The sequence below is a fragment of the Bacillus cereus group sp. MYBK101-2 genome, assembly GCF_051918845.1.
Taxonomy (GTDB): domain Bacteria; phylum Bacillota; class Bacilli; order Bacillales; family Bacillaceae_G; genus Bacillus_A; species Bacillus_A paranthracis.
Genome location: NZ_JBQAIE010000008.1, coordinates 52,805 through 72,211 on the forward strand (window position 1 = coordinate 52,805; position 19,407 = coordinate 72,211).

Genomic DNA, 19,407 nt, shown 5'->3' on the forward strand with positions numbered 1-19,407 from the left:
CAAGCATACATGAAATTTTTCACAACTTGATTATACCTCTTTTTCTATCGTCCTTCTATTATCCGCACAGAAAAAGGCTACCAAATTGGAATTGGCAGCCTTTTTAATATATTATTCGTCTTTTTTAAATTGCTCACATTTTAATTCTAATTCATCTAGCATTGCAAGAAGACGATCTACATCTTCTAATTCTACTTCTTCAGGTTCAATTGTATCAATTACTTCAATGAACATATTTAAACGTTCTTTTAAATATACTAATTGTGTATCTTTATCTTGAATTGCTTTTCCCATGAAGGCACTCTCCTTTTAATTCGAGTTGCTTTTATTATACCGCAAAAATGATTACAATGGGTATGTAATTTCATCAATTTTGTCACGGTTATTCACTATAATGTAAGCCCTCTCTCTTTTTCCTCTAAAAAGTTTCGCTTTATAAAAAGCACATATTCTTCTATTATAGAGGATGGACAAATTGTTATTTCAATAGTCAAAGGAGTATTTCATATGACGATATCACAAAAAATGAAGCCGATTACTCCTTCTTACGATCCATGGGAAGCGTATATGGACCTTGAAGAGTACGGCAAACTACTATTAACAAATGTTGAGTTTACAACAACGACGTTATGCAATATGCGCTGTGAGCATTGCGCTGTTGGTTACACGTTACAGCCGAAAGACCCGAATCCGCTTCCGATGGATCTTTTATTAAAACGATTAGATGAGATTCCTCATTTACGTTCTTTAAGTATTACTGGCGGAGAACCTATGCTTTCAAAAAAATCCGTCGACAACTATGTAACACCACTCTTAAAATACGCCCACGAACGAGGTGTTCGCACTCAAATCAACTCAAACTTAACTATAAATTTAGCACGTTACGAACAAATTATTCCCTATTTAGACGTATTGCATATATCTCATAACTGGGGAACAATTGACGACTTCGTTGAAGGCGGATTTGCAATGATGGAGCGTAAACCTACGTATGAACAGCGTGCAAAATTATTTGAACGTATGATCACAAATAGTAAAGCTCTATCAGATGCAGGTGTACTCGTATCAGCCGAAACGATGTTGAATAAACGAACTCTACCACACATTGAGCATATTCATCGTCAAATCGTTGATGAAATGGGATGTAAACGTCATGAGGTTCACCCAATGTATCCAAGTGACTTCGCGAGTAATCTAGAGATTTTAACAAAAGCTGAAATTCGTGATGCAATTGAGCATTTACTAGAAATTCGCGATGAAAATGTATGGATGTTATTTGGAACTTTACCTTTCTATGCTTGTAGCGATGATGAGCGAGACATTGCCACATTTAAAAAATTACAAAAGAGCAAAAATGTAACTGTTCGTAACGATCCCGATGGCCGTTCTCGTTTAAATGTAAATATTTTTGATGGAAATATTATTGTAACGGACTTTGGTGATGTTCCACTTCTAGGTAACATTCAAACAAATACGTTACAAGAAGCGTATGAAAAATGGAGCGCTTCAAAAACAGCAAAATCATTAAGCTGTCACTGTCCAGCAGTAAAATGTCTTGGACCGAATGTTCTTGTAAAAAACAGCTACTATCCAACCGAAGATTTCTTATCAAAAACAGCAAATATTACATTATAAAAAAACGTCAGCTTATAAGCTGACGTTTTTTATCTTATTGCGAATGAGAAGAAGAAATGAATTTAAAATATAAATGATCATGAATTGGGATAGCGGCTCCAATTCCTTGAGAAGTAATATTTTTTACAACAAGCCTTTTTTGATTTCCTTTTAATACGAGATATACTTCTCCAAATGTTACTTTCCCTTTTTCATTTACTGCTGGTGTATAAGCATATAAATATCCAAGTTGACTCGGACTAATATTATACACACGCTCATGCCCTGTACCATAACCAATAGTCGTTTTAAATGAAAGTGGCAATTGTACTTTTTCAAGTGCTTTGAGAAGCATCATTTTTTTCACATCTGCAGCATCTTTCATATCTGCTGTTAAATCACCTTCAACCGTCTTTTGTGTTTCTTGCTTATAGCGTAGTGGATATAGGCGATCTCCTCCGCGATTATCGTACACATTGCGATTTACTTGTTTATATTCCCAATTAACCGATGTATCAATCGATTCATAATGTAAAGCCCATTGCCCTAAATAAATCTTTGCTCGGTACCCTACCGCAAGCGGCGCATTCGAAATTGTTGTTTCATTAAACATTCGAATTAAGTCCGGATTTTCAATTTTAATATTTGCTGTTTTTAATAATTCTTGAGCAAACTTACTCGGCTGTAAACGCGGTAAATCTTGCGCATCATTTGGAAACGTATTGTCTTTAGAAATATTTAAAACAGATGAAGGCATTTTTGTTTCTACTGTTGTCTTTGCAAAGCCACTGTTAGGAAATAATAAAATAAACGAGACCATAGTTGAAAGACATATGCTGTATACTCGTTTCACCTGTCTGGCTCCTTCCTACATAAAGGTATATATACTACTTCGTTTATTGTTTTCTCTGAGCACAATTGTTATGCCTATTTTTCATAATAAATAAAAACCAATTCCCATAATGACATACGCAGCTAATAAAGTACCGCCTTCAAACCAGTTCGTATCTCCATCATTTGAAATCGCAATCGTTAAGAAAACAGCTGTAATCATAGAAACAAGTTCTGGTATTGTAAATACTAAAGGCATCCTTTGCGTGAAAAACATAGAAAGCAGTACTAATACAGGAGCAACAAACATGGCAATTTGTAATGTAGAACCTATCGCAATCTCAACTGCAATATTTACTTTATTTTTATACGCCATAATAATTGCAGATGCATGTTCTGCTGCATTTCCAACAATCGCAACGATAATAACACCTATAAACAATTCTGACCAACCAAATGATTTTGCAACTGTCTCAAATGTATGCACGAGCGCCTCTGACACATAAGCTACCGCAATTGTTGCTATCGCTAAAATGAGTAATGCTTTCCCTTTCGACCACTCTGGTTCTTCCTCATGAGCGACTTCATCACTTTTATGCTGATATACACCACGGTGCGTAACTAACTTAAATAGCAATGCAGCAAGGTACATAATAATCATAATAATCGAGACACCAATACTTAATTGATACGTCTTTCCAGCGTCCATTTTCATTGAAAAAATCTCTGGAATAACAAATGCTACTACTACAGCAAAGATTAATAAAGCCGAATTATGCCTTGCATCATATACATTAAAACTTTGTCTTTTATATTTAAGCCCTCCCACAAAGAAGGATAGCCCTCCTACTAATAATAAATTTCCAAGTACAGAACCTGTTAAAGAAGCTAACACAACTTCAATTAATCCTGCCTGTAGTGCAAAAATCGAAATGATTAGTTCAACAGCGTTACCGAAAGTAGCATTTAATAATCCACCTATTCTAGGACCAGATACAATTGCCAAACTTTCTGTCGCTCTCCCCATAAAACCCGCTAATGCGATAATCGTAATACAATACACAGCAAACATAATTGTTTGAGGCCAATGAAGTGTTTTCCCAAGTACAGACAATGGTACACCTATAAGCGCCACTATAAGAAATATTTTATTAAACATGCTTTTCATCCTTCCATCGTATGTATTTCTCCTCGATATTATTATTATTCTTCTCCTAACTTGTCCGATTTCATCACAATTACGTTTAAAAAATCGGATTGAAGAAAACAGTATGAAAGATATTTAAATTACCTTGTTGAAACAGACAGAATTATAAATTATGAAAAGGGGTTAAAATTATGCACTTAAAAGAAAAAATCGCAACTATTATTCAAGGTCAACGTACCGGTGTATTATCTACAGTACGAAATGAGAAACCACATAGCGCCTTTATGATGTTTTTCCACGAAGATTTTGTACTGTATGTTGCAACAGATCGACAATCAAAAAAGATAACAGATATCGAAAACAATCCAAATGTACATGTACTACTTGGTCGTGAAGGAAAAAAATTAGATGAAGATTATATTGAAGTGGAAGGCTTAGCCTCCATCGAGGAAGACTCAACATTAAAAAACAAGTTTTGGAATAATAGCTTAAAACGTTGGTTACTCGGTCCTGAAGACCCTAATTATGTACTAATTAAAATCAATCCCGATACAATTTATTACATCGATGGTGCCGGTACGACGGAGCCCGAGTTTTTACGACTATAAAATAAAACAAGCCCCCTTTAGGTGGGCTTGTTTTGTCGAAAAGTTCTTCTGAAAAAAACAATAAAATAGGTGGAACTTTCTAAAGATTCTGTTATATAATAGCAGTAACTTAAATAAACTGTATTAAAACAGATTGAGAGGAGAAATAAAATTGATGAAAAGAGAAGAACGTAAAAACATGATTGAGTTTATCGAAAAGAAAAAAGGGATTGAGCGTGACGAATTATTGTTTATGACAGACGATGAAGTAGAACATATTTATAATGTAACGTACTTTTTATATGAAGAAATTGCAGAGTAGTATAATAATCCCCACCTTATGAAAAATATAAGGTGGGGATTATTTCGTTATCTATCCAGCTCTTTGCGAGGCGGTAAAACCCCATTCACTTTATACATGAGAATGATTTTCATGTATAATAATGTAAGATTGGAGGAATTTTACTATGAGTTCATGGCTCTTATTCGCACTATTATCAGCAATTGCTGCTGCCCTTGTATCTATTTTCGGTAAGATTGGTTTAGATGGAATCGATGCCAATGTTGCTACGACGGTTCGTTCTATTATCATGGCATTATTTATGGTAGGCGTTATTATTATACAAGGTAAATTTCAAAATATTGGCGACGTACTACTAAATAAAAAAGCACTTCTCTTTATCACATTAAGCGGAATTGCAGGTGCTTCGTCATGGCTATTTTATTTTCTTGCCCTTAAAACAGGAAAAGTTTCACAAGTAGCTCCTGTCGATAAATTAAGCGTCGTATTTTCTATCATTCTCGCTATGATTATACTCGGCGAAAAATTAAACTTTATGACTGGTATTGGTGTTGTCTTTATTACAGCTGGTGTACTATTTATCGCTTTCAGCTAAAAAACCGCTACTCGCGGTTTTTCTTTTTCTTTATGTAAAACCATACGACACATGTAACAACTACTGAAATGGATAAAATCCATATTCCATAATGATGCAAACTATACTCAACGAAACGCCACTTCTCTCCTAACTTCCAGCCAAGTCCAATAAAAACACTTATCCAAATAAGTGCACCACCGTAAGCGTACAAACAAAAACGCCAAAGTGTTAAATTCGACATCCCAGCAAAATACGCTGTTAAATGACGTACTCCTGGGATAAAATAACCAACTATTAAAAGAAATGGGCCATATTTTTCAAATAAAATATGTGTTTTTTCAATGTGATGTTCTTTAATTCTAATTTTCGGTCCATATTTTTTTAAAACAGGGAGTCCAAGTTTTAAACCTAATATGTAGCTTAATGTAATGCCTAACATCGCACCAGCCATCCCACTTAAAAACGCAGCAGTTCCTGACATAACGCCTTTTGAAACGTTATAACCAACGAAGGTCAATAAAAACTCGTCTGGTATCGGTAATCCAACAATCCCGCCAGCTAAAGCTATAATAATTCCAAAATACCCATAATGTGCGATTAACTCGCCAATATGTTGTTCCATTCGGAAGACACATCCTATACACGATCGTTATTCCACATTGTGCCCTTTCTATCTTTCAGACAAACATGGTATACATATTCACTATACATTGTTTTTATAATGAACTCTACTTCTATCCATTCCTTTAGCAGGCAGAAATTGAACTATTAATCAGTGACCTCGCTCATTCTTAGTACACATCAATCATGTGCTAGACTCCCGCCTTCTTTCCTTATATCCATCTCCTCTTGAAGGACTAATCTTACTATCCACAAATACCATGATTAAAAAATAAAAATTCATATGCTTGTTTTTTTGTTACAATAAAGGAAAGTTACTTTTCGCAACGGTTTAACTCTCAGGAAAAATGATATACATAGCAAAAACACAGTTTGGTCGATATAATGCAACTTCTACCTATTAAAAGAACATGCACCCTTTACATACAACATCATTTTTCTAAATTATACAGGGGGAACGAACATGACCATTGAAAATCAATTTATCCAAAAGGTTTACTATAAAACATTTTTAACAGAAGAAACTTCTACTCCAGTATCAGAAGTACTCGGTGAAGCATATATAAATGAATCTACAAATGAATTCTCCAACATTTCTAATATTCGCTTTGCTCAAGGTGAATTTTATTACCAAAATAAAGACTTTGAAGCAGCGATATTTAAATGGGAGAAAGTAAATAACGAGCTTGCACTTTGGGCAACCAAAAATATTGCAGATGCTTATTTTGAACTAGGATTCTTACCAAAAGCAGAAGAAATGTATCAATCTATCCAAACGGAAGATACAACTCTTACAATGGAAGTTTCCTTACAACTTCTTTCTCTTTATATCGAACAAGATCGTTTAGGTCTAGCATTTAAGACGATTAGTGAAGCTGTTGCATTTCAACCTGACTATCCAAATATTACTTCAATTGCTCGCTCGTTCTATGAAAAACAAGAAGATTGGAATAATGCCATCGAACTTGCCGTTCAAGAAGGAATTCGAACAAAATCATTACACTGGTTCGATACTTTAATTAATTATGTGAATCAAGGATTTACGAAACAAATCAAACCAGAATATTTCTATGAATCTTTAAAAGCTTTATATGCAATTGATCAAGTCCAATTTAAGGAACTTGTTATCACTCTTTGGAACAGCTATCAAAATGAAAAGTCACATCTACCTTGGATTCAAACAATCAATCATTTATTCTTACATATTGAGACAGACAACAATGACGATTGGCATGAAATTGTTGAACGCTATCAAGATACGTACTTTGAATTAATTACTGGTGAACATTTCATGCATGAAATGCAAGGACTTGTACCTGACTTATTAACAAATTGGTTTAGTTTAACGAGAGCAAAAGACGCCCTATTCGTCTCTGCTGCAGTGTTAGCGTGGAATGAAGTTTCACCTACAACTTTAGAGTCATTACTCGTAAAAAGTGCGGGAGCCCTACTCTCTAATTCAACAGCTGAAACAAATGTGAATATGGAAACTGTTTCTCATTTATTCGAAACAATTGCTGTATGGGCTGAAAAAAATGATGTAGATTTAAGTCATCAATTTACGTTACTCGTTCATGAACTATGTGATTTAAATGTTACAAAATTACTAATTTCGGGAACTAGTGACCATGATAAATTATCATTCGTCAATTCAATATTAGGAGAGAACATCTTAACTGAAACTATAACAACTCCTATTCTATTTAAAGATGATAGCCAAACTGAAATAACAGAATTCACTGCGTTAGATGTGCACAATATACCGAACTTTGATGAATTCCATCAAATAATGGCTACACCTGAACAATCAGAACTTGAGAACAAATGTATAGAAATTAAATTACCAAGTAGATTTTTGAGAAAGAATAAATTTGCATTTCTTGTTACACCATCTGTTCGAGGACAAGTGGATAAAAACAGCTCATATTTTGAATACTTACAAGCCGCAGATAGCCTTATTTACGTATTAAATTCTGCTTCATCGTTACATGGTGAAGAACTTGATACATTACTTTATTTACGTGAACAAGTACCAAACTTACAAATTCATTTCGTATTACATACAAATAGTGCGGGTACGAATGAAAAACTAATGAGTAAGATGAAAGTCCATTTCCCAAATGCGCAGTTCTTCCCATACTCTCCTTCACAAGAGGGAAGCCAGCAACTTGGGGACGTGACAGAGTCTATTCTTTCTAATCTAGCAGAACGAGATATAGAACAAGAACGTATCGAAAAGCTAATATGGTTTACTCAAAAGACAATCGCATACCTTGTAAATGAACGTGTGGAATTAGAAAATACATTAGTCAAATCAGTACGCTGGAATAAACATATCTCAGTAAAACTAAACGGATTTATTAACAATCTTACTGCTCTTGAAAAAGATAAAATTCGTTCTATTACAGAATCTTATCTTTTAACGAAAGAAGAAATCACAAGAGATATCCATTCTCAAATTCCTGAATTATTACAGAGCTGCTCTGACCTTGTTCAAGAAGATAGTGATTTCAAATTAGTTCATGAAGAATTAAATACTGCGATGAACGAACGAATTCAAAAACATGTACAGCAAGTGCTTCTCCCTAAATTTACTGGGTTTATTCAAGAGTGGATTGAAACAGCGCATAATGAATTTATTCAAGCTCAATCTTATTTAGATGAAATGAGTGAAACGTTTAATAAATTATATAAAGAAGAACGTATGAAACTTCCTTGCGATTTCAAATTACTAGATGATTGGCATCGAGATGTTGTACGTATGACAAATAGAATTACAGTATCGAACATCAATATTTTATTACGCTTTACACCGACACAATTTTTCTTAAAGAGTGCAGGAAAACTATTTGGTAACATGCAAAAGAATCAATCTATGCTTGCAAACAAATATAAACAATACATTGAAACGGAAGACTATACGGAAATTGCTCAAACAATCTCAAAACAATTCTTCCTTCAATTTGAAGTATTTGAAGGCGCATTAGAACGAGATATCATGATGTTCTTTAAAGATCCACTTAGCATATTGAAACAAAATGTAGAAGCCGCTCAACTTGAAATACAGGAAGACGAGCAAACATTAGCAACGTTAAGAAGCAATCCAGAAACTTATCACGATCCGTTAGCATTCTTTAAACTGCAACTATTACAGCACAAATTCGTTTTAAGTACGCACAAAAACAATGAAGACGTCTATGAATTTAATGAGTCTCCTACGATTTAACATAAAAAACCAAGCAAACTGAAATTTGCTTGGTTTTTTACTTTAATTCATTATTTTCATATGTTCAAATGGATAATAAATTGCTGCTAATTCTCCTAATACATCAGCTTTATCAATGAGTCCTAAACCATTTCTACTATCTCTGCTTATTAAGCGATTATCTCCCATAACAAAAATCTTATTTTTAGGAACTGTAATCGGTCCAAAGTCCTCCGTTAAATTCATAAGTTTTTTTTCAGCTTGTTTTTTATTACTATACAAATACGATTCCTCTATCACTTCATAATTCACATATAATTGATCATTTCTCACCTCAATAACATCGCCAGGCAAACCAATAACCCTTTTCACATAAAAATTATCTGTCTTTACAACAATAATATCTTCTCTCCCATAACTTTCAAATTTCTTTGCCAACTTATTCACAATCACCTTATCCCCATCTTGTAACGTTGGCTTCATAGACGCCCCTTTTACAGTCGTAGGAAAAAATACGAAAATTTTCGCCAAAAGCACGAGCAAACAAGCAATTGCAATTGTTCCAAAGAATTCACGCAAACGTTTTTTCTTTTGCATCATTCCACCATCTCATCGTTTTTTTACTTTTATTATAAAGACTTCAACTGTATATTTTCCACAAGATTCTGAATTGCGAAATTACAATATTACAAAAATACAAATAATAATATTCAAGAATGTATTATTTTGATATACTATACCTTGCATTTATCATTATATTTTTAGTTACTTAGGAGGACTTTTTCTATGAAAGTTATGCTTAAAAATGAAAATACCGGTCAAATTAAACAAGCAAAAATTGGTTTTAGTTGGACTGTATTTTTCTTTGGTTTCTTCCCTGCTATATTCCGTGGAGACTGGAAATGGTTTTTAATTATTTTAGTCGCTAGTATGTTTACATTCGGATTCTCTAACTTAGTCTTCTGCTTTATTTACAACAAGCTTTACATCAATGATTTATTATCCCAAGGTTATAAAGCAGCAGATGAATACAGCCTTTCTGCTCTACAACAAAAAAACATTGTAGCATAGTAACAAAAAAGATACTCTTCAAATAGTCTATCCACTATTCGAAGAGTATCTTTTTATATTCCCACATATACAATACACATTTGAGCCGCTACATATGTAAACCAAATCCAAAGTGGTTCATACTTTAATTTGCTCCCTCCAATATCTGTCACGCCAATAATAAAATCAGAAATCACAAATAGTAAACCACCAAAAGCTGGTATCCACCATATTCCTGTATTCTCATAGTATAAGGCGAATGCAAAGCAAGCCATTCCTCCAACCCACAATCCGTAAATTAGCGCCCCTATCGTAAACAATTTATCTTGTTTCTCATTTCGAATAAAAAAGAACCATCCTATAATGAGAAAGAGTCCGTATACGAGTAAACCAATCCAAAAACCATTCCATGAAATGCCTGTTTGCAAAAATGCTTTTACATAAAAACAATGCGCAAGCGCGAAAGTAATCATCCCTCCAATTAGCCTGTGACCAATTGGAATTAAACCTGCCATAAATAAATCCCCTACAGTTGATAACGTCATACCTAGTGCAACCCACGTACTATAATCTACTGATGGATCTTGTAACCATATCCAAATTGCACTTGCTGTTAAAGAAAAACTAAGAATAAGACGCACAGCTAAAGGTAACGGCATATTATTTCTTTTCTTTTTTGTCTGTCCTATTGCATAAATTACACCAATTAAAAAAAGAATGATTTGTGCAATTAACACCATGTAAAGTAGATTCATAACACGTTCTCCCCAATAAATGCTTTTTGTATCTTTTTTCGTTATACCTAGTCTATTATCCTTTTTCTACATAAAAAAAGAAGAACAGTACTGTTCTTCCATTGTAATCGGTTTTCTGTTATTTATGCTACTTGTTTTTCTTGCTCCATTTTCTGCTTAGCTGGCGTACGATTCACCACGATAATTCCCACGGCTACACATGCTAAACCAAATAATACAAATGAATGAATTGCTTCTCCTAAAATCATGCTCGATAATAACACACCAAATACGGGTATAAAGAACATGTACATTGATACTTTTCCAACTTTGTTGTACTTCATAATTGTATTCCAAATACAAAAGCCTGCTGCGGATAAGAAAGATAAGTAGATAAGCATAAGTATTGCATGTACACTAAATGTAAATGGCATGACTCCAACTTGCAAACCCCCTATACATAATAGCCCGATAGAACCAAAAATCATTTGGTATGCTGTCATATAGCCAACATCTAATGTTTTACTACCTTCTTTCGCCAATATATTCCCATACGAGTACAACATTGCTGCACTCAGAAGTAATAAACTACCAATTCCGAAATGGAATGACAAACTACCATCACTCGGTACATTTACTAAAACGACACCACAAAATCCGATAGAGACTCCAATTATTTTTTTCATATTGAGCGCATCGTCTTTATATAAGAAGTGCGCAAGTAAAATTTGAAAGAATGATGATGTTCCTGAAATGATAGCTCCTTCAATGCCAGAACTATAACTCATTCCAATATAAAAACATATATATTGAAGAAATGTTTGAAATAAGCCAATTTGTACTAACTGCTTCCCCGTTCCTTTTTTGAAGCTCATATCTTTTCCTAACGCTTTAAAGAAGAATAAAAGCATAACCCCAGATAAGAAGAAACGATAACCAGCAAATAATATTTGCTCCCCAACTTCTTGTGGCTGAATTCCAAGTTCAGCATAACTTAATTTAATAAAAGGAAATGCGCTTCCCCATAAAAAAGTTGCTACTATTGCAGCAATAAATACGCCAATCGGATGGGTAAAAAATTTCTCTGTCTTCACTTGTTGTCTTCCTTTCCGATCTTTTTTACGAACAATATTCATATATACCAAAGGAAGTGTGAAAACACAAGTTTTCAGTTTATATGCAAACAAAAACATATCATCTAACGAAAACATATGCTATACTATAGAATAATTACAACATAATAACTGTTAAAAACAGATTCAACAGAAATGCTGCTATCCATTATGGATGGCAGCTTTCGTCGTTTTATAGGGGTTTCGATTTTGATTATTTTTCTCAATAAGAATTTGGAAGGAGCGAGTAGTAATGAACTCAGAAGTAAAAACATTACAAGTACAAAAGTCTATTTCTCATCCCTCTTTATGGGATACATTAAAGACACATTATGAACTTATATTTGCAATCGCATCTGGTATTTTCATTTTAGCTGGTTGGTTATTCACAAAGAACGATGTAATGAATGTAGGCATTACTTGCTATATCCTTGCTTATATAGTTGGTGGATATGCAAAAGCAAAAGAAGGTATTGAAGATACAATTGAGGAGAAAGAGCTAAATGTCGAAATGCTTATGCTCTTTGCTGCTATCGGTGCTGCAATTATTGGCTACTGGGCAGAAGGTGCCATTTTAATCTTTATCTTCGCACTAAGCGGTGCGATGGAATCTTATACATTAAGTAAAAGTCAAAAAGAAATTTCAGCGCTTCTTGATTTACAACCGGAAGAAGCATTACGTATTTCAAATGGAACTGAAGAACGTGTTCCTGTTGGACGATTACAAATTAACGACATTATTCTAATTAAGCCAGGTGAGCGCGTTCCTGCTGACGGTACGATTCATAGCGGTGAAACAAATATCGATGAGGCAGCGATTACTGGTGAACCTATTCCAAATGAAAAAAAACATGGTGATGAAGTATTTGCTGGTACTGTAAATTTACGCGGTGCTATCGAAGTTAAAATTACGAAGCCGAGTGATCAAACATTATTCCAAAAGATTATTCGTCTCGTTCAAAGTGCACAAAGTGAAAAATCACCATCACAACTATTCATCGAAAAGTTTGAAGGAACATATGTAAAAGGTGTACTACTCGTTGTTGCGCTTATGATGTTCGTCCCTCATTTCTTACTAGATTGGAGCTGGAATGAAACGTTTTATCGCGCTATGATCTTACTTGTAGTAGCATCTCCTTGTGCACTCGTTGCTGCCATTACACCAGCAACGTTATCTGCTATTTCTAACGGCGCAAGAAACGGAATTCTCTTTAAAGGTGGCATACATTTAGAGCGTCTCGCTTCAGTAAAAGCAATTGCTTTTGATAAAACAGGAACATTAACAGAAGGAAAACCTACTGTAACAGATGTATATGTTCGAGAAAATATGACAAAAAAAGAAGTACTTTCTATTACAGCAGCAATTGAAAGTCACTCTACACATCCTTTAGCTGAATCTATTGTGAAATATGCACAACATACGTATGACATTACATTAAAAAAACCAGAAAATGTTGAAGATGTAACTGGTTTTGGGCTAAAAGGAATATTTGAAAGCAAAGCTTATAAAATAGGTAAAGCTGATTTTATTGGTGAAGAAACAAAGACATTTCATAATGGTGTTTCTGCCTCACTTGAAAAAGAAGGTAAAACTGTCGTTTATATTAGTGATAAGGATGGCATTCTTGGCCTTATCGCTTTAAAAGATACGCTTCGCCCAGAAACGATAGCTGCTATTCGCGAATTACAAAGTATCGGTGTCGAAGCAATTATGATTACTGGTGATAATGAAGAAACAGCAAAAGCAATTGCCTCTGAAAGTAATATAAAGGAATATTACGCATCATGCTTACCAGAAACAAAAGTGGAAACGATTAAAAAGCTAAAAGAAAAATACGGGACAGTAGCAATGGTCGGAGATGGTATAAATGATGCCCCTGCACTCGCTACTGCTAGCATTGGTGTAGCAATGGGAGAAGGAACAGACGTAGCTTTAGAAACGGCAGACGTTGTACTTATGAAGAACGAGTTATCTCGACTTTCACAAGCAATTCGTTTATCAAAACGAATGAACCGTATTGTAAAGCAAAACGTAATCTTTTCACTAGCTGTAATTGCAATGCTCATTTGTTCAAACTTCATGCAATTTTTAGCTCTTCCATTCGGTGTTATCGGGCATGAGGGAAGTACGATTCTTGTTATTTTAAATGGCTTACGATTATTAAAAGGAAACAATTAAAACGGGTCCCTCATAAAGGACCCGTTTTTTCTAATGGTAGCTATTATGCCCGTTTGCACTACCACTCGTCTTATGCTTTGGATGCGAACTACTCTTTTGTTTATTGTTATTTTTATTGTTGTGATTCTTTTTATTATTACTCATGAAATATCCCCCCTGTTCCCTATTATTATGGAACAAGAGCTCACTTTTCATTACGGGAATTATTGTCACCCGTCCTATAATGATGGAGTAAACCATTAATTTCACCGCCAAGTAAAATTACCCATCCAGTTAAGTAAAACCATAACATTAAAATAATAATACCACCGAGACCACCATATGTATTGGCGTAATTCGCAAACTTATCTACATAATAAGCAAATGAGTACGATACCACAATCCATCCTACAGTAGCAAATGTTGCTCCTGAAATGACTTCTCTTCTTTTTAATTTTCGATCTGGTGCAAATGTATATAAAAAACTAAACAATGCAAATAACACGAAGAAACTCGCTACTAAACGCGTAATACTCCACACGTAAGAAAAACTATCCGATAAACCAATTGCTTTAAATACAGCTGCCCCAATGACTTGTCCAAACACTGGAACAATTAGTGCAAACACAATCATAAAAATAATCGCTAATGTAAATACAATTGATAACGCCCTCGTTTTAATAAAAGAACGTGTTTCTGTTACATCATACGCACGGTTAAAAGCATTCATCACCGCATTTACACCATTTGAAGCAAACCATAGCATTGATAATAAACCAAATGATAATAAACCACCATTTTGCTCATTTACAACTTTATCAACGTTTACTTCAATTAAAGACATTGCATCTTCGGGTACGTACGGTTCTAATAAGTTGAGCACACTTTCTGTTTGAAGGTCAATGAATCCAAGAAGCGTAATTAAGAAAACAAGCCCAGGAAAAATCGCAAGCAAGAAGAAATAAGCGAGCTGTGCTGCCAAGCCCGCTACATCATCGCGCATCGTTCGGTCATATAAATCTTTACCAAACGAATAAGTACGATTTCTTCTCACCTTTTCTAAAATTTTTCTCATATATGGTTAAACGCTTTTCTTCTCTTCTTTATCTTGCTTCAACTCAATGTACGCTTCAGTTTTTTTTTCCTCTACATTGGAGTCTTTCATAAATAGTTCACGCGCTTCTTTCATACCGCCATCTTCAGCAACTACCGGCTCTTCTTCTGCTTTCAGTTCATCTACTTTTGGAGAAACGGCTTGAATTTCAATCGTTTCTGGCTTCTCTGCTGGCTCAACCTTTTTCTTACTAAAAATTTCTTTCGTTTCTTTTAACGTCTCTACAACAGACGGCGTCAATTTTTTAATTTCTGCTACTTTTGCTTTCACTACATTTAAATCAGCAAGTTCGCGTCCTTTATCTGTAACAGTTTGCACTTTTTCTTTAATCTTTGCATTTTCACCAATTTCAATCATCTTTGTTTTTGCTTTTTCTGCAGTATTTTTTACTTTTTCACGGTTTTCTTTCTTCAACATAGATACAGCTACACCTGCAGCTACACCAATCGCAATGTTTCGAGCAATATTATTTTTCTTTGCCATATTCCTTCACCCTTTCATTTCTTATGTTAGAAAGTATTTCTTTCTAAGCTTCCTCATATTCCTTGTTCTTTTCGAATGAAAGCTAATAGCTTTGCACACCCTTCTGTTACAAGGTCATATACTTCTTGGAAATTCCCTGTATAGTAAGGGTCGGGAACGTCTGTCCAGCCACCGTCTGGAACAAAATCGGACAGCCTACCAATATAGCCTCCAGTTTTACCTAAACTTTTTAAATCTGCTATATTCTTGTTGTCCATGGCAATAATATAATCAAACTTTGTTAAGTCTTCTTTTTCTACTTGCCTTGCTTTAATTCCTTCAAAAGTGACTGCATTTTCTTTTAAAATTTTTTGTGTTCCTTTATGTGGCGGATGGCCAACATGCCAATCTCCAGTTCCTGCAGAATCAATGACAATTTTCTCTTCGAGTCCCTCTTTTACGACAAGATCTCGAAAAATCGCTTCTGCCATCGGAGAACGGCAAATGTTCCCAAGACAAACAAACAATACTTGAACCATATTTTTGTTTCTTCCTTTCTTGGTGCATTTCTTTATATATACTTATAGTATAAACAACCAATTATTAAATATAAAGGAAATCCCTACTAATTTAATAGGATTGAAAAGATTCATTAACGAAAATGATAAAAAATGTTAAGATAGCCTTATGTTATTTTAAAGGGGGACACTTCGGTGGATTTATCCGTAAAGTCAGAAGAAAACGTTGAATATATGGTCGAAGCTATTAAAGAAAAATTACGTATGGTTAATGCTGGAGCGATGAGAGCTGCTAGTTTTAATGAAGAAATGTACGAAGACTTACGTGACATTTATGAGCATGTTATGAAACGTGAAACATTCAGCATTAGTGAAATGCAAGCTATTACAGAAGAATTAGGTACATTAATTAAAAAGTAAAGGAGCCTCGTTTATGAGGCTCTTTTTTATTTCCAACAAATTCATGACAACTCTTCTCTTTCCCTCAAGCAACTGTAAAATATTGTACAATAGAAGTAGAACCTCACCTTAGATTTTTTCTCCATACATACTACTCACAAATAATAGCAACACTACCATTGCTAACTGTTTTTACTGGAGGTGCTTACTTATGAGCAATTGGTACAGTAAGACGAAAGACCAAACATTAATCGACTTAGAAACAAACGAACAACACGGTTTAACAGAAGAAATTGTAAATGGACGTTTAAAGCAATATGGTTTTAATGAATTAGCTACAAAACAAAAACGCACTTTATTGCAGCGTATTTTCGCCCAAATTAATGACGTCCTCGTATATGTCCTTATTATTGCTGCTCTTATTTCTGCCTTTGTAGGTGAATGGGCTGATGCAAGTATTATTGCACTCGTTGTAGTTTTAAATGCTGTTATCGGTGTCGTCCAAGAATCGAAAGCAGAACAAGCTTTAGAGGCATTGAAAAAGATGGCGACACCTAAAGCTATCGTCAAGCGAGATGGTGAACTAAAAGAAATTCCATCTGAGCACGTCGTTCCAGGTGATATCGTTATGCTCGACGCCGGACGATATATCCCATGCGATTTACGCCTGATCGAAACCGCAAATTTAAAAGTTGAAGAATCTGCTCTAACTGGTGAATCTGTCCCTGTTGATAAAGAGGCAATCTACCACCCTTCCATGCAAAGTGATGAACAAGTACCACTCGGTGATCAAAAAAATATGGCCTTCATGTCTACCCTTGTAACATATGGAAGAGGCGTCGGTGTTGCTGCTGAAACTGGAATGAACTCACAAATTGGTAAGATTGCTACCCTGTTGCATGAAGCAGACGATGATATGACACCACTTCAAAAAAGCTTAGCACAAGTCGGAAAGTATTTAGGCTTTGTTGCTGTAGTGATTTGTATCGTTATGTTTCTCATCGGCTTTTTACAAGGACGAGATACACTAGAAATGTTTATGACTGCTATTAGTTTAGCCGTTGCAGCTATTCCAGAAGGTTTGCCAGCTATCGTTTCCATCGTTCTTGCAATTGGTGTGCAGCGTATGATTAAACAAAATGTTATCATTCGGAAACTACCAGCTGTTGAAGCTCTCGGTTCTGTCACAATTATTTGTTCAGATAAAACAGGTACGTTAACACAAAATAAAATGACCGTTACTCACTTTTATAGTGATAACACATACGATCAATTAGAAAATTTAAATGTAAATAATGATGTGCAACGTCTATTGTTAGAAAATATGGTGCTATGTAACGATGCGTCTTACAACAATGAATCACAAACGGGAGACCCGACTGAAATTGCTCTTCTCGTTGCCGGCAGCACCTTTAATATGCAAAAAGATCATTTAAAAAAAATACATGAACGTGTAAATGAGCTGCCTTTCGATTCAGATCGTAAAATGATGTCAACCGTGCATACATATGATGAAAGCTACTATAGCATGACGAAAGGTGCTATCGACAAACTCTTACCTCGATGTACCCACATATTTAAAAACGGTAAAATCGAGGTTCTAACAGATGCTGATAAAGATCAAATATTAGAAGCCGCTAGGTCAATGTCTCAAGAAGCTTTAAGAGTACTTTCATTCGCATTTAAACAATACAATTCAAACGATGTGGATATAGATCATCTCGAAGAAAACCTCATCTTTATTGGTCTTGTCGGTATGATCGATCCACCGCGAACTGAAGTAAAAGATTCAATTACAGAATGTAAAAAAGCCGGTATTCGCACAGTTATGATTACTGGTGACCATAAAGATACCGCCTTTGCAATTGCTAAAGAACTTGGCATTGCTGAAGAAATATCTGAAATTATGATTGGAACTGAATTAGATAACATTTCAGATACAGAACTAGCAAGCAAAATTGATCACTTACATGTATTCGCTAGAGTCTCTCCAGAACATAAAGTAAAGATCGTAAAAGCATTACGTGCAAAAGGCAATATCGTTTCTATGACTGGTGATGGCGTCAATGACGCTCCATCTTTAAAACAAGCAGATGTTGGCGTAGCGATGGGCATTACAGGAACAGACGTTGCAAAAGGGGCAGCGGATGTCGTATTAACAGATGATAATTTCTCATCTATCGTGAAAGCTGTTGAGGAAGGTAGAAACATTTATCGTAACATAAAAAAATCAATTCTCTTCCTACTCTCTTGTAACTTCGGAGAAATTATCACTTTATTTTTAGCCATTTTACTCGGCTGGGCAACACCACTACGACCTATTCACATTTTGTGGGTAAATTTAATTACAGATACGCTGCCCGCATTATCACTTGGGGTTGATCCTGAAGATCCTGATGTGATGAAGGAAAAACCGCGACATGCGAAAGAAAGCTTATTTAGTGGTAGCGTTCCTTTCCTTATTTTCAATGGGGTTGTCATTGGACTTTTAACGCTAATAGCCTTTATTGCCGGAGCAAAGTTCTATACTGGAGATACAAATTTATTCCCTCTTTTCCCAGAGCGAATTGATGAGGACGCTCTATTACACGCTCAAACGATGGCATTTGTCGTTCTTAGTTTTTCTCAGCTCGTTCATTCATTTAACTTACGTTCAAGAACGAAATCGATTTTTTCAATTGGGATTTTTACAAATAAATATTTAGTCTTCTCCCTTCTTATCGGTGTTCTTATGCAAGTTTGTATCATCTCCATCCCGCCCCTTGCAAATATATTTGGTGTGCATGCATTAACGCTGCGAGATTGGGGATTTGTTCTCTTATTAAGTATCATTCCGCTTGTTGTGAATGAAATCATTAAATTAGCGAAGAAAAACTAAAAGGCAATGAGGACTATTCCTCATTGCCTTTTCATTTATCCCACTATTCACCGGGCAGTAAACATCCGATCGGTGAAGGCTAATAATCAGCGGGAATGA

Annotated in this window: 19 protein-coding genes; 9 read left to right on the plus strand and 10 right to left on the minus strand. The window is 35.0% G+C overall.

Annotated elements, in window-relative coordinates:
- Positions 1-111: 111 nt before the first annotated feature.
- Positions 112-294 carry an SE1561 family protein gene (locus ACTFSI_RS16635; protein ID WP_000513558.1) on the minus strand — a complete coding sequence of 61 codons (183 nt, stop codon included), beginning with the start codon at positions 292-294 and terminating at the stop codon, positions 112-114.
- Between the two features lie 213 nt (positions 295-507).
- Here ACTFSI_RS16635 and yfkAB point away from each other — a divergent pair, with 213 nt between their 5' ends.
- Positions 508-1,635: a radical SAM/CxCxxxxC motif protein YfkAB gene (gene yfkAB, locus ACTFSI_RS16640; protein ID WP_440045504.1), complete on the plus strand. Its 1,128-nt coding sequence runs from the start codon at positions 508-510 to the stop codon at positions 1,633-1,635.
- Positions 1,636-1,669: 34 nt separating this feature from the next.
- Here yfkAB and ACTFSI_RS16645 read toward each other — a convergent pair whose 3' ends face one another.
- Entirely contained in the window at positions 1,670-2,467 is a 798-nt protein-coding gene (locus tag ACTFSI_RS16645) for a YfkD famly protein (RefSeq protein ID WP_001992424.1), read from the minus strand.
- 81 nt (positions 2,468-2,548) lie between these two features.
- On the minus strand, positions 2,549-3,604 hold the full coding sequence (gene cax / locus ACTFSI_RS16650; protein ID WP_000482144.1) for a calcium/proton exchanger: 1,056 nt from the start codon (positions 3,602-3,604) through the stop codon (positions 2,549-2,551).
- A gap of 179 nt (positions 3,605-3,783) precedes the next feature.
- Here cax and ACTFSI_RS16655 point away from each other — a divergent pair, with 179 nt between their 5' ends.
- The 3 genes from ACTFSI_RS16655 (at position 3,784) to ACTFSI_RS16665 (ending at position 5,075) form a co-directional block, all read left to right on the plus strand.
- The gene (locus tag ACTFSI_RS16655) at positions 3,784-4,200 is read left to right on the plus strand and encodes a pyridoxamine 5'-phosphate oxidase family protein (RefSeq protein WP_000550219.1); all 417 of its coding nucleotides are present in this window, start codon (positions 3,784-3,786) and stop codon (positions 4,198-4,200) included.
- Between the two features lie 154 nt (positions 4,201-4,354).
- Positions 4,355-4,501, plus strand: coding sequence for a BH0509 family protein (locus ACTFSI_RS16660; RefSeq protein WP_000817786.1), 147 nt, complete (start codon positions 4,355-4,357; stop codon positions 4,499-4,501).
- 145 nt (positions 4,502-4,646) lie between these two features.
- Positions 4,647-5,075 (plus strand): EamA family transporter, encoded by a 429-nt coding sequence (locus ACTFSI_RS16665; protein ID WP_000100304.1) that lies wholly within the window; start codon positions 4,647-4,649, stop codon positions 5,073-5,075.
- A gap of 7 nt (positions 5,076-5,082) precedes the next feature.
- Here ACTFSI_RS16665 and ACTFSI_RS16670 read toward each other — a convergent pair whose 3' ends face one another.
- Entirely contained in the window at positions 5,083-5,679 is a 597-nt protein-coding gene (locus ACTFSI_RS16670; protein ID WP_000434856.1) for a DedA family protein, read from the minus strand.
- 462 nt (positions 5,680-6,141) lie between these two features.
- Between ACTFSI_RS16670 and ACTFSI_RS16675 the strand changes: the two genes are divergently transcribed.
- On the plus strand, positions 6,142-8,904 hold the full coding sequence (locus ACTFSI_RS16675) for a tetratricopeptide repeat protein (protein WP_440045505.1): 2,763 nt from the start codon (positions 6,142-6,144) through the stop codon (positions 8,902-8,904).
- Positions 8,905-8,946: 42 nt separating this feature from the next.
- Here ACTFSI_RS16675 and lepB read toward each other — a convergent pair whose 3' ends face one another.
- Entirely contained in the window at positions 8,947-9,483 is a 537-nt protein-coding gene (gene lepB, locus ACTFSI_RS16680) for a signal peptidase I (RefSeq protein WP_070805155.1), read from the minus strand.
- Between the two features lie 186 nt (positions 9,484-9,669).
- Here lepB and ACTFSI_RS16685 point away from each other — a divergent pair, with 186 nt between their 5' ends.
- A complete protein-coding gene (locus ACTFSI_RS16685; RefSeq protein ID WP_000867043.1) occupies positions 9,670-9,954 on the plus strand; it encodes a hypothetical protein in 285 nt (94 codons plus the stop codon).
- 53 nt (positions 9,955-10,007) lie between these two features.
- Here the strand turns inward: ACTFSI_RS16685 and ACTFSI_RS16690 are convergent, their stop codons facing one another.
- Both ACTFSI_RS16690 and ACTFSI_RS16695 read right to left on the minus strand, forming a co-directional pair.
- Positions 10,008-10,688 (minus strand): lysoplasmalogenase, encoded by a 681-nt coding sequence (locus ACTFSI_RS16690; protein WP_440045506.1) that lies wholly within the window; start codon positions 10,686-10,688, stop codon positions 10,008-10,010.
- A gap of 122 nt (positions 10,689-10,810) precedes the next feature.
- Positions 10,811-11,761: a DMT family transporter gene (locus tag ACTFSI_RS16695; RefSeq protein ID WP_070807270.1), complete on the minus strand. Its 951-nt coding sequence runs from the start codon at positions 11,759-11,761 to the stop codon at positions 10,811-10,813.
- A gap of 271 nt (positions 11,762-12,032) precedes the next feature.
- Here ACTFSI_RS16695 and ACTFSI_RS16700 point away from each other — a divergent pair, with 271 nt between their 5' ends.
- The gene (locus ACTFSI_RS16700; RefSeq protein ID WP_440045507.1) at positions 12,033-13,958 is read left to right on the plus strand and encodes a heavy metal translocating P-type ATPase; all 1,926 of its coding nucleotides are present in this window, start codon (positions 12,033-12,035) and stop codon (positions 13,956-13,958) included.
- 184 nt (positions 13,959-14,142) lie between these two features.
- Here the strand turns inward: ACTFSI_RS16700 and ACTFSI_RS16705 are convergent, their stop codons facing one another.
- The 3 genes from ACTFSI_RS16705 to ACTFSI_RS16715 are packed head-to-tail and all read right to left on the minus strand — an operon-like array spanning position 14,143 to position 16,052.
- Complete coding sequence (locus tag ACTFSI_RS16705) at positions 14,143-15,012, minus strand: YihY/virulence factor BrkB family protein (RefSeq protein WP_001226530.1); 870 nt, start codon at positions 15,010-15,012, stop codon at positions 14,143-14,145.
- Between the two features lie 6 nt (positions 15,013-15,018).
- Positions 15,019-15,534 carry a DUF4075 domain-containing protein gene (locus tag ACTFSI_RS16710; RefSeq protein ID WP_001085393.1) on the minus strand — a complete coding sequence of 172 codons (516 nt, stop codon included), beginning with the start codon at positions 15,532-15,534 and terminating at the stop codon, positions 15,019-15,021.
- A gap of 53 nt (positions 15,535-15,587) precedes the next feature.
- Positions 15,588-16,052: a low molecular weight protein-tyrosine-phosphatase gene (locus tag ACTFSI_RS16715; protein ID WP_000250909.1), complete on the minus strand. Its 465-nt coding sequence runs from the start codon at positions 16,050-16,052 to the stop codon at positions 15,588-15,590.
- A 174-nt stretch (positions 16,053-16,226) separates the two neighbouring features.
- On the opposite strand from ACTFSI_RS16715, the gene ACTFSI_RS16720 reads away from it, so the two are divergent.
- Together ACTFSI_RS16720 and ACTFSI_RS16725 are read left to right on the plus strand one after the other, a co-directional pair.
- Positions 16,227-16,451, plus strand: coding sequence for a DUF1128 domain-containing protein (locus ACTFSI_RS16720; RefSeq protein WP_000366197.1), 225 nt, complete (start codon positions 16,227-16,229; stop codon positions 16,449-16,451).
- 190 nt (positions 16,452-16,641) lie between these two features.
- Positions 16,642-19,308, plus strand: a complete 2,667-nt coding sequence (locus ACTFSI_RS16725; protein ID WP_440045508.1) for a cation-translocating P-type ATPase — start codon at positions 16,642-16,644, stop codon at positions 19,306-19,308.
- Positions 19,309-19,407: the final 99 nt, after the last annotated feature.

Excerpts from the sequence above, each read along its gene's own strand:
- ACTFSI_RS16635 (WP_000513558.1), bottom strand. The coding sequence starts at position 294 with ATGGGAAAAGCAATTCAAGATAAAGATACACAATTAGTATATTTAAAA.
- yfkAB (WP_440045504.1), top strand. The coding sequence starts at position 508 with ATGACGATATCACAAAAAATGAAGCCGATTACTCCTTCTTACGATCCA.
- cax (WP_000482144.1), bottom strand. The coding sequence starts at position 3,604 with ATGTTTAATAAAATATTTCTTATAGTGGCGCTTATAGGTGTACCATTG.
- ACTFSI_RS16655 (WP_000550219.1), top strand. The coding sequence starts at position 3,784 with ATGCACTTAAAAGAAAAAATCGCAACTATTATTCAAGGTCAACGTACC.
- ACTFSI_RS16660 (WP_000817786.1), top strand. The coding sequence starts at position 4,355 with ATGAAAAGAGAAGAACGTAAAAACATGATTGAGTTTATCGAAAAGAAA.
- ACTFSI_RS16665 (WP_000100304.1), top strand. The coding sequence starts at position 4,647 with ATGAGTTCATGGCTCTTATTCGCACTATTATCAGCAATTGCTGCTGCC.
- ACTFSI_RS16670 (WP_000434856.1), bottom strand. The coding sequence starts at position 5,679 with ATGGAACAACATATTGGCGAGTTAATCGCACATTATGGGTATTTTGGA.
- ACTFSI_RS16675 (WP_440045505.1), top strand. The coding sequence starts at position 6,142 with ATGACCATTGAAAATCAATTTATCCAAAAGGTTTACTATAAAACATTT.
- lepB (WP_070805155.1), bottom strand. The coding sequence starts at position 9,483 with ATGATGCAAAAGAAAAAACGTTTGCGTGAATTCTTTGGAACAATTGCA.
- ACTFSI_RS16685 (WP_000867043.1), top strand. The coding sequence starts at position 9,670 with ATGAAAGTTATGCTTAAAAATGAAAATACCGGTCAAATTAAACAAGCA.
- ACTFSI_RS16690 (WP_440045506.1), bottom strand. The coding sequence starts at position 10,688 with ATGAATCTACTTTACATGGTGTTAATTGCACAAATCATTCTTTTTTTA.
- ACTFSI_RS16700 (WP_440045507.1), top strand. The coding sequence starts at position 12,033 with ATGAACTCAGAAGTAAAAACATTACAAGTACAAAAGTCTATTTCTCAT.
- ACTFSI_RS16705 (WP_001226530.1), bottom strand. The coding sequence starts at position 15,012 with ATGAGAAAAATTTTAGAAAAGGTGAGAAGAAATCGTACTTATTCGTTT.
- ACTFSI_RS16710 (WP_001085393.1), bottom strand. The coding sequence starts at position 15,534 with ATGGCAAAGAAAAATAATATTGCTCGAAACATTGCGATTGGTGTAGCT.
- ACTFSI_RS16715 (WP_000250909.1), bottom strand. The coding sequence starts at position 16,052 with ATGGTTCAAGTATTGTTTGTTTGTCTTGGGAACATTTGCCGTTCTCCG.
- ACTFSI_RS16725 (WP_440045508.1), top strand. The coding sequence starts at position 16,642 with ATGAGCAATTGGTACAGTAAGACGAAAGACCAAACATTAATCGACTTA.